This is a genomic window from Streptomyces rugosispiralis (assembly GCF_024505145.1).
Classification (GTDB): Bacteria; Actinomycetota; Actinomycetes; order Streptomycetales; family Streptomycetaceae; genus Streptomyces; species Streptomyces rugosispiralis.
Genome location: NZ_JANIAA010000067.1, coordinates 18,009 through 27,727, shown reverse-complemented (window position 1 = coordinate 27,727; position 9,719 = coordinate 18,009). Strand labels below are relative to the sequence as shown.

Below are 9,719 nucleotides of genomic sequence, written 5' to 3'. Positions count from 1 at the left end.
GGCGGCGGGAGACCCGGCGTGGCGCGAGGGGCCTGCCCGGCACCGCGGGCAGGCCGAGTGCGACCGGTTCCGCCGCGCTCATCCCATCTGGTTCCGCCGCGCTCATCCCGTCACCCATGGCTTCCCGCGGCGGTCTCCCGGGCGGCGCGCAGCGACTCCTTGAGGGAGCCCATGGTCGCCAGGACCGCGGTGGGCTCATAGCCGCAGTGGGCCATGCAGTTGTCGCAGCGCGGATCCTTGCCGCGGCCGTAGCTGTCCCAGTCGGTCTCCTCCACCAGTTGGCGGTAGGTCGGGACATAGCCGTCGCTCATCAGATAGCAGGGCCGCTGCCAGCCGAAGAGGGAGTAGTTGGGGATGCCCCAGGCGGTGCACGGGAAGTCCGTCTTGCCCTCGAGGAAGTCGAGGAAGAGCGGGCTGTGGTTGAGCCGCCAGCGGCGTCGGTTGCCCCCGGCGAACGCCTTGCGGAACAGCTCGCGGGTCTGCTCGACGCCCAGGAAGTGCTCCTGGTCGGGCGCCTTCTCGTACGCGTAGGCGGGCGAGATCATCATCTCGTCCACCTCGAGCTCGTCATTGAGGAAGTCGAGCACGTCGATGACGGTCTGCGGGGTGTCGGTATTGAAGAAGGTGGAATTGGTGGTGACCCGGAAGCCGCGCCGCTTGGCCTCCTTGATGGCCTCCACCGCCTCGTCGAACACCCCCTCCTTCGCGACCGATTCGTCATGCCGCTCCCGCAGTCCGTCGATGTGCACCGCGAAGGCGAAGTACGGGGAGGGCTTGAAAAGATGCATCTTCTTCCGCAACAGCATCGCGTTGGTGCAGAGGAAGACGTACTTCTTCCGCGCCACGAGCTGCCGTGCGATCTCGTCGATCTGCGGGTGCATCAGGGGCTCGCCGCCCGCGATGGACACCATCGGCGCGCCCGACTCCAGCACCGCGCCCACCGCCTGGGCGACCGGCATGCGCTGCTTGAGCACCCCGGCCGGATGCTGGATCTTCCCGCAGCCCTCGCACTTGAGGTTGCACGCGAACAGCGGCTCGAGCTCGACGATCAACGGGAACTTGTCCCGCCGCTTGATCATTTTCTGTTCAAAGAGATACGTCGCGACCCGGATGGTCTGGCGGAGAGGCATGGCCATCTAGCTCACCTCCTGGGAGCAGCGAAGAACGGTGCCAGTGAAAGAAAGCGGGAAGAACGGTCCGGAGAACCCGGAAAGCCGATATTCCACCGCGTAGCGTGCCGATTCGGACGAGTTCATGTTCTGGAGCGTCCACGACCACCCGGACGGCCGCAACCGGACGGACGCCGTGGCCGACGGCGGTGCGCAGGGTCGCGGCGGACTCCATGTCCACCGCGATGGCGCCGGTGCTGTGCAGCGCGGCCCGCTCGGCGCCGCGCACCACATGGCCCGAGCCCACGACCGGGCCGATGTGGACGGCCCGGCGGGGGCCGCCGGGTAGGGGGTGTGACAGGGCGTCGGCGAGGATCCGGGTGCCGGTGCACAGGGTCCGGCCCGCCGGATCGCGGGTCTCGTCGGCCACCACGAGGTCCCCGGGGTGCATGCCCGGGGCCAGTCCGGCGCAGAAGCCGGTGGCGACGACGGCGGTGGGCCGCCCCCCGGGCTCACCGGGGGACCTCCCCGTCAGCGCCCGGCTCACGGCGCGCTCGGCGGACCGCGGCCCCATGCCCGTGCGCAGCACGGTCACGGCCCCGGCGGCGGCGCCCGGGTCGGCGCCGCGCAGGGCGAACCGCTCGATGCCGAGCGCACAGGCGATCAGCAGCGGCGCATCGCCGGCCGCCGCGGCCGGATCGGCGGACATCAACTGCTCCGCGGTCGCGCCCCGGTGGGCTCGCCGTGGACATACCGGCCCAGTGCCGTCACCGGGAAGACCTGCCGGTACAGGTGGTAGTTGATGGAGAAGTCCCAGGGGAAGCCGGTACCGGTGAAGTACGGCTCGTCCCAGGAGCCGTCCTGCCGCTGGGTCTGGGCGAGCCAGGTGACCCCGCGCTCGACCGCCGCACCGTCCCGCTCCCCCGCCGCCAGCAGCGCGAGCAGCGCCCACGCCGTCTGCGAGGCGGTGGAGGCGCCCCGGCCCATCCACTCGGCGTCGAGGTAGGAGCGCTGGTCCTCGCCCCAGCCGCCGTCCTCGTTCTGGACGCTCTCCAGCCAGCGGACGGCCCGGCGGACCGCCGGATGGGAGGCGGGGACGCCCGCGGCGATCAGCGCGGGGACGACGGAGCCGGTGCCGTAGACGTAGTTGGTGCCCCAGCGGCCGAACCAGGCGCCGCTCGGCTCCTGCTCGGACAGCAGCCAGGAGATACCGCGCCGGGTGCGGGCGTCGTACGTCCGCCCCTCATGCGCCAGCATCTCCACGACATGCGCGGTGACATCGGCCGACGGCGGGTCGATCACCTCGCCGAAGTCGCAGAACGGCAGCTTGTTGGGTAGCGGGCTGGTGTTGTCGACGTCGAACGCGCCCCACGCCCCGTTCTTCGACTGCATGCCCAGGGTCCAGCGCATGGCGCGCCGCACGGCCGCCTCGATCCGCTCGGGCTCGGGGTGGTCGACCCGGCGCAGCGCCAGGATGACCTCGGCGGTGTCGTCGATGTCCGGGTAGTTGTCGTTGTCGAATTCGAACGCCCAGCCGCCGGCGGGCAGTCCGGGCCGCCGGACCGACCAGTCGCCGGGCCGGTCGATCTGCTCGGTCAGCATCCAGTCGGCGGCCTTGACCAGCGCCGGGTGGTCCGGGGCGAGACCGGCGTCGGCCAGCGCGATGGCGGCCAGGCAGGTGTCCCAGACCGGGGACTGACAGGCTTCGATCATCCGGCTGCCGTCCTCGCGCCACACCGCGAACCGGTCCAGCGACTCCAGGCCGGCGCGCATCACGGGGTGGTCGAGGTCGTAGCCGAGCAGATGGAGGGCGATGACGGAGTAGACGGCGGGTGGCTGGATGCCGCCCCAGCAGCCGTCGTTCTCCTGCCGCTCCACGATCCAGCGAGCGCAGGAGCGCAGCGCGGCCCGGCGCAGCGGGCGGAAGGCGACCTTGTGGTAGGCGTGCAGCGCCCGGTCCAGCCGCTGGAAGGCGCCGTCCCAGGAGGCGACGGGGGCCAGTGGCCGCGGCGGATTGGGTCTGCGGGGGTCGGTGTGGAGTTCGTCGAGGGGGAAGGGGGCCGGGCGTACCGGGCGGGTGGCCGAGACGATGGTGAGGGGCACGATGGTCTGCCGGGCCCAGCAGCCGAAGTCGTAGATGTTGAGCGGAAGCCACTTCGGGAAGTAGATGATCTCCGGTGGCAGCTCGGGCAGGTCCTCCCAGCGCCACCAGCCGAAGAGGGCGAGCCAGATGCGGGTGAACACCCGGCTGCCGGCGATCCCGCCCCGGGAGCGCACCCAGGCGGAGGCGGCGGCCATATGGGGCGCGTCGGGCTCGTCGCCGGCCAGCCGCAGGGCGACATACGCCTCGATGGTGGCGGATAGCTCGGGCGGACCGCCGTGGAAGGTGGCCCAGGTGCCGTCGGTGGCCTGCTGGGAGCGCAGATAGCGGGCCGCGGCGGCGAGGGTGTCGGGGTCCTGGATGCCGAGGAACTGGCGGAGCATCAGATCCTCGGCGTCCATGGTGACGTTGGTCTCCAGGTCGCCCTTCCACCAGCCCCGCTCGTCCTGGCGGGACAGCAGGTGGTCCACCGCGCGGACCGTCGCCTCACGGGCGACGCTTAATGTCTTGGACTCGGACGACTCGGAGGGTTGGACGGTCGGTGTCGCTGTCATGGCTTCCCCTCTGCAGTGTGCTCATCTGCCGTCTTTGGGGCTTCCGTCGGCCGGCGCCCCGGCTGGGTGCCGGCCGGCGACTGCGAACTAGCGGTCCATGGCGATCATCTCTCTCGTACGACGACGAAGTCGGCGAGCGCCACGAACCGGGCCCTGATTTCGGCGGGCATGTCCACCGAACCCAGTGCCTCCATGGCGGTCGCATGCTGTCTGCGGGCCTCCTGAGAGGTCCAGTCCCGGCCACCTGCTTGCTCGATCAACGCCGCGCGCACGGCGAATTCTTCCTCCGAGAAGTCGGCGAACTCCTCCTCCGGCTTGTGCGCGTCGGCCGCGAGGATCTGGGCGAGCCGCTCGGAGTCGGGGCCGCCGGCGTCCAGCGCGGCGACCACGGGGAGGGACTTCTTGCGCTGGCGCAGATCGCTCCAGGTCCGCTTGCCGGTGGCCTCCGGGTCGCCCCAGATGCCGAGCAGGTCGTCGACGGCCTGGAAGGCGAGGCCCAGGTGGTAGCCGTAGCGCTCCAGGGTGTCGGCGGTGCGGTCGTCGGCGCCGCCGAGCACGGCGCCGATGGAGGCGGCGCAGGCGAGCAGGGCGCCGGTCTTGTTGCCCTCCATCTCCAGGCACTCCTCGACGGTGACCCACTCGCGGTGTTCGTAGGAGATGTCCTGGGCCTGGCCGTCGATCAGCTTCCGGGTGGCGGCGGTGAGCCGGCGGGTGGCCCGCCCGGCCTCGGCGGTGCCCAGCTCCAGCAGTATCTCGTTGGCCAGCGCGAACAGGGCGTCACCGACCAGGATGGCCTGGGCCGGGCCGTGCACCTTCCAGACGGTGTCGCGGTGGCGGCGCTGCTCGTCCCCGTCCATGAGGTCGTCGTGGAGCAGCGAGAAGTTGTGCACCAGCTCGACCGCGACCGCGCCGGGCACCCCGGCCTCGGGGGCGGCGCCCGCCGCCTCGGCGGACAGCAGGGCGAGCGCGGGGCGTACGGCCTTGCCGCCGTCGCCCTCGGCCGGGTTGCCCTCGGCGTCGATCCAGCCGAAGTGGTACGCGGCGACGGTGTTCATGGGCGGGGCCAGCCGGTCGACGGCGGCGCGCAGCACCGGCGTGGCGAGCGTACGGCCGCGGTCCAGCAGCGCCATGACGCCTGCGGTGTCGACACCTGGGGTCGCCGGGGTCACGGTCTCTCCTCTGTTCTTGGTGGTGGTGCTCATGCCGCCTCCTTGGGCGTCCCCCCGCCCGGGGCGGGGAGAGGGTTCACATGCGGGCGGCCTAGGTCGGTGAGGGCCGCGCGGGCGGCGGAAAGACCGCTGCGCACGGCGCCCTCCATGGTCGCGGGCCAGCCGGTGGCGGTCCACGCACCGGCCAGGTAGAGGCCGGGCGCGTCGGTCGGGGCGGAGGGCCGGAGGAGGCCGACGCCGGGGACGGGGGCGAAGGTGGCGGTGCGTTCCCGGGTGACGAAGAAGTCGCGCACCCGCGCCCCCCGGGCGACCGGCAGCAGCCGCTCCAGCTCGGGCAGATAGCGGGCGCGCAGTTCGGCCACCGGGCGGTCGATGTCGTCGTACGCGGCGGACTGCGACACGGCCAGGTACTGGCTGTCCCCGGCCCCGGGCGCGTCCCTCAGCCCCGAGGCGTCCGTACGGTCGAAGACCCACTGGACGGGGGAGCCGATCGCGGCGAAGAAGGGGCGGCGCAGCACCGTGCGGTCGTAGATCACATGCAGATTGAGGATGGGCGCGGTGCCGATGCGCAGCAGCCGGCCGGGGTCCTTCAGGGCGCCGTCCGGCAGCAGGGCGTGCGCCTCGCGCTGCGGTACGGCCAGCACGAGGACGTCCGCGCCGTCCGCCTCGGGCCGCGGCTCCTCCCCCGGCCGCCCGGCGGTGGCCGCGCTCCAGCGGCCCTCCGGGGTGCGGGTGACGGCGGTCACCCGGGTGCGCAGGCCGGTCCGGACTCCCGCCGCGTCCAGGGCGCGCTGGGCGCGGGTGTGGTGCAGCTCGCCGAGCGGGGCGCGGGCCCAGCCGATGTCGGCGGCGCCGGGCCGGGAGAGCAGCCCGGTCTTGAAGACCATCGCGGCCAGGCCCAGCGAGACATGGGGCGCGGTGGCGTTGAGCGTGGCCACGCCGACCAGGTCCCACAGCGCCTCGACGGCGCGCGGCGACTGGCCGTGGCGGCGCAGCCAGCCGGCGAAGTCCACCCCGTCCAGCGCCGGGTCCTCGGGGTCCAGCCGCCCCAGTGCGAGTGCGGCGCGGCCCACCTGGGCGCGCTCGGCGAGGGAGAGATGGGGGTAGGTGGCCAGGCTCGCGGAGAGATGGAGCGGCACCGGCAGGGCGGTGCGGCGCAGCCGGCCGAGCCGCCGCCCGTCGCGCCCCCGGGCGTCGAGGACGGGGACGTCCAACCGGCCCTGGAGCGGGGCGAGTCGGGCCGCGCCGACCCGCTCCAGGAACCACTGGTAGGCGGCGCAGCAGCGCAGATACACATGCTGGCCGTTGTCGACGCTGAGCACGCCCGCCGGGGAGGAGCGGTGGAAGGAGAAGGCGAGGCCGCCCAGGCGGGGGCGGCCCTCGACCAGGGTGACCCGCAGCCCGGCGTCGGCCAGCGCGAGCGCGGCCGTCGTACCGGCGAGCCCGCCGCCGATCACCAGGGCGCTCCGCCCGGCGGGGCGTGGCCCGGCGGCCGGGGCGGGGTCCAGGGTCGAGTGGGTCACACCGGCCTCCCGGTGCCGCGGCGCTCGACGGCACGGGCGTCGAGCCCGGCCAGCCCGCGCACCGCCACGTACGCCTTCTCATGGCCGGGCAGCGAGACGCGGCCGCGCAGGACGGCCGCGGGGTCCTTGGCGATCCGGTCCAGCAGCCTGCGGTAGATGCCCGCCATGGCGGACACGCACGCCCCGCTGCGCCGGTCCAGCAGCGGCAGCAGCCGGAAGCCCTCGGCGAACAGCGCCCTGGCCCGCCGCACCTCGAAGTGGACCAGACCGGTGAAGTCGGCGTCCGGGGGTGCGGTGGAGCTGCGGAACGCGGCGGTGCAGCCGAATTTGGCCAGGTCGTCGGCGGGCAGATAGGTGCGCCCGGTGGCGGCGTCCTCGCGGACGTCGCGCAGGATGTTGGTCAGCTGCAGGGCGAGCCCGAGGGTGTCGGCGTAGTACGGGGCGCGCTCGAGCTCGTCCTCGCTGTGGCCGGCGCCGGGGGCGGTCCCGAAGACGCCGAGCGACAGCCGTCCGATGGCGCCCGCCACACAGCGGCAGTAGACCTTGAGGTCGTCCCAGGTCTCGTAGGTCTGCCCGGCCACGTCCATCAGCACGCCGTCGATCAGCTCGTCCAGCGCGTCCAGCGGGATCGGGAAGCGGTGTGCGGCATGGGCGAGGGCGACGGCGACGGGGTCGGTGTCGTCCTCCTCGATGCCGCCGCCCCGCGCCCGGTCCAGCAGGGCGCGGGTGTCCGCCAGCCGGGCGCGCTTGGCCTCCGGGTCGAGGGGGCCGTCGCCGATGTCGTCGATCCGGCGGGAGAAGGCGTACAGGGCCGACATCGCATGGCGCTTCTCCGTCGGCAGCAGCCTGATGCCGTAGGCGAAGTTGCGGGCCTGGTGGCCGGTCACGGCCTCGCAGTAGCGGTACGCCGCGAGCACTGGCGCGGACGCGTGCGGAGATCCCTTCACGGTCCGGCTCACCCCTCTCTTCGCAGTGTCGCCCCCACCTCGCGCAGCAGGCTGAGCTTGGTGGGCCTGGGCGGTCCAGGGAGTACGTCATGTCCCGCGGCCGCGACCGCCCGCAAGGCGGCCCGCCCCCCGGCCACGAATCCGGCGAGCAGCACCTTGAGCCTGCCGTGGACGCTACCCACCAGGGGGGTGCCTTCATTCAGCAGGGCAGCGGCGCGTTCCGCCTCCTTCGCGACCAGCGCACGCAACCGTACGCCGCCCCTGGGGGCGGCGAGGTCGGCCTCGGTCACACCGAAGCGTTTCATGTCCTCGGCGGGCAGGTAGACGCGGTCCCTGCGGAGGTCCTCGGCCACGTCCTGAAGGTGCTCGATGATCTGCAGGGCGGTGCAGATGGCGTCCGAGCGGCGGATCCGCTCGGGGCTCGCGGTGCCGGTGATGCCGAGGACGAGCCGTCCGACCGGGTTGGCGGACAGCTCGCAGTAGTCGAGGAGTTCCTGGTAGGTGGCGTACCGCCGGACCCGCTGGTCCTGGCGGTTGGCCTCGATCAGCCCCAGGAAGGGGCCTTGGTCGAGCCCATGGCGGTGGACGGTGGGGCGCAGGGCCCGCAGCAGCGGATGGCGCGGTTCCGCGGCGGGCTGGAAGACCCGGCGGAGGTCGGCCTCGAACGCGTCCAGCATCGCGAGCGCGTCGTCCGCCCGGTCGCGGTCGAGACCGAGCAGCTCGGCGTCGGCGCCGCCGGGGGCCAGATCGCCGTCGCCGATGTCGTCGACCAGCCGGGCGTAGCCGTAGACGGCCATCAGATCGGTGCGCCAGGCGCGGGGGAGGAAAAAGGGGGCCACGGGGAAGTTCTCGTGGGCGGCCTTGTCGAGCACGGCGCGAGCGGCTTCCTGCCCGCCGCTCCGGCCGCCCGACGTGGTATGGGACCCGCTGCGCTCGTCCTCGACGGTCACCGTGGACAGCCAGGCGTACGGGCGAGACCCAGGACGCCACGTGGGTCCCGGTGACCGGGCCCCCCGGTAGCGCTGGAGATGGGCCGTGTAGCCAATGCCGTCACATCCCCCGTTCTACACCGGTTACCAGGGTCGGCACGATCCGGACACGCCGCTCCGTCTTGTCAACGGGCCCGGGCCCCTAGCCCCCGAACAGGCGACAAGGGCCCGGCTCCGGCATGATCCGGACGGGCATTGCCACAGCTTACGCCCCCCGGTGTACACATGTACGGAGCGATACCCCGATGTGACCTTCGACGGGGCGCCGGGCGGGTGACCGGCGAACGCCCCCGGGCCGGTGTCCGGGGGCCTTCGGATGACTTCAGACGACCTCTTCGTAGAACTCCGAGATGTCCAGCACCCGGCACAGGTCGCGGAGCTCGAACTCGAAGAAGTACTGCCCCTCGGAGAGCGCGAAGGACATATGGCCGAGCGCCTCCATGGAGATCACCCCGTACAGCCGCACCCAACATCGGAGCATCACGGCGATGGCTCCCGGGGGCATGTCGACGTCCTGGTCCTCGCTGAGCGCGGTGAGGGTGCGCGCGAGGCCGGGGTCGAGCTCCCCGACCTCGGGGGCCGGGAAGCCCCGCACCCGCCACAGGTCGGCGACCAGATCGGAGAAGACCGAGCCGAAGACCCAGCTCATATGGCGCTCGGGCTTGGTCTCCTCGCGGCCGAGCCCCGGGGCCCAGGGGCCGAGGATGAGCCCGAACTCATGGGGGTGCTTGATCGCCCAGACGCGCAGCGCGCGGGCGCCGCTGATCCACCGGCGGCCCGGCTCCTCCTCGGGGTGCTGGCCGAGGACGCCGCGCATGAAGCGGGCCATCTCCTCGAAAATGTCCACACGCAGCTGAAGGATCAGCGCATCCCGGCTACTGAAGTAGCGGTAGACGGCCGGCGCGGTCATGCCCATCTCACGGGCGATGGCCCGGATGGTCACGTTTTCCGGGCCCTCCTGAACCAGGAGCGTCCGGGCGACGTCCTTGATTTCACGGATGGTCGCGATGCGCAGCCGCTCGCGCCGTGAGTACGGTGCGACGTGCGCTTCCCCTGGCGACACGCGTCCCCCTCCCTGATGCTGCGCCGCTCGACAACCCGGCGTACACGCACACGATACAGCGCCTCCGTTTAGTGAACAGCGGCGGCGACAGTGCCTCTGGTTCAACTGCTAGCCCCCTGACCCTGCCACAGATCCGCGGGGTTGCCCCGCCGGATGGCTCAGCGACCACCATCCGGGTCACCCGGGGACGCGGGGGAGCGTCCGTACATACGTCGGACATTCATTCGGAGGCATTGTGCGCGAGCGCTCTCGGGAGCGGACGGG

8 protein-coding genes are annotated in these 9,719 nt (G+C 72.6%); all 8 read right to left on the bottom strand.

The window, feature by feature from the left end:
* Nucleotides 1-110: 110 nt before the first annotated feature.
* A complete protein-coding gene (gene hpnH / locus NP777_RS44960; protein WP_210951370.1) occupies nucleotides 111-1,136 on the bottom strand; it encodes an adenosyl-hopene transferase HpnH in 1,026 nt (341 codons plus the stop codon).
* Entirely contained in the window at nucleotides 1,087-1,818 is a 732-nt protein-coding gene (locus NP777_RS44955) for a phosphorylase family protein (protein ID WP_256655982.1), read from the bottom strand. The genes hpnH and NP777_RS44955 overlap by 50 nt, the downstream gene beginning before the upstream one ends.
* Entirely contained in the window at nucleotides 1,818-3,764 is a 1,947-nt protein-coding gene (gene shc / locus NP777_RS44950) for a squalene--hopene cyclase (protein WP_391858705.1), read from the bottom strand. Before shc ends, NP777_RS44955 begins: the two co-directional genes overlap by 1 nt.
* A gap of 104 nt (nucleotides 3,765-3,868) precedes the next feature.
* Complete coding sequence (locus NP777_RS44945) at nucleotides 3,869-4,966, bottom strand: polyprenyl synthetase family protein (protein WP_256655981.1); 1,098 nt, start codon at nucleotides 4,964-4,966, stop codon at nucleotides 3,869-3,871.
* Complete coding sequence (gene hpnE / locus NP777_RS44940; protein WP_256655980.1) at nucleotides 4,963-6,456, bottom strand: hydroxysqualene dehydroxylase HpnE; 1,494 nt, start codon at nucleotides 6,454-6,456, stop codon at nucleotides 4,963-4,965. The genes NP777_RS44945 and hpnE overlap by 4 nt, the downstream gene beginning before the upstream one ends.
* Nucleotides 6,453-7,415 carry a presqualene diphosphate synthase HpnD gene (gene hpnD, locus NP777_RS44935; RefSeq protein WP_391858704.1) on the bottom strand — a complete coding sequence of 321 codons (963 nt, stop codon included), beginning with the start codon at nucleotides 7,413-7,415 and terminating at the stop codon, nucleotides 6,453-6,455. Before hpnD ends, hpnE begins: the two co-directional genes overlap by 4 nt.
* Nucleotides 7,412-8,275 carry a squalene synthase HpnC gene (gene hpnC, locus NP777_RS44930; protein WP_256655983.1) on the bottom strand — a complete coding sequence of 288 codons (864 nt, stop codon included), beginning with the start codon at nucleotides 8,273-8,275 and terminating at the stop codon, nucleotides 7,412-7,414. Before hpnC ends, hpnD begins: the two co-directional genes overlap by 4 nt.
* Nucleotides 8,276-8,714: 439 nt before the next feature.
* Nucleotides 8,715-9,455 carry a TetR/AcrR family transcriptional regulator gene (locus NP777_RS44925; RefSeq protein WP_256655978.1) on the bottom strand — a complete coding sequence of 247 codons (741 nt, stop codon included), beginning with the start codon at nucleotides 9,453-9,455 and terminating at the stop codon, nucleotides 8,715-8,717.
* Between the last annotated feature and the right edge of the window lie 264 nt (nucleotides 9,456-9,719).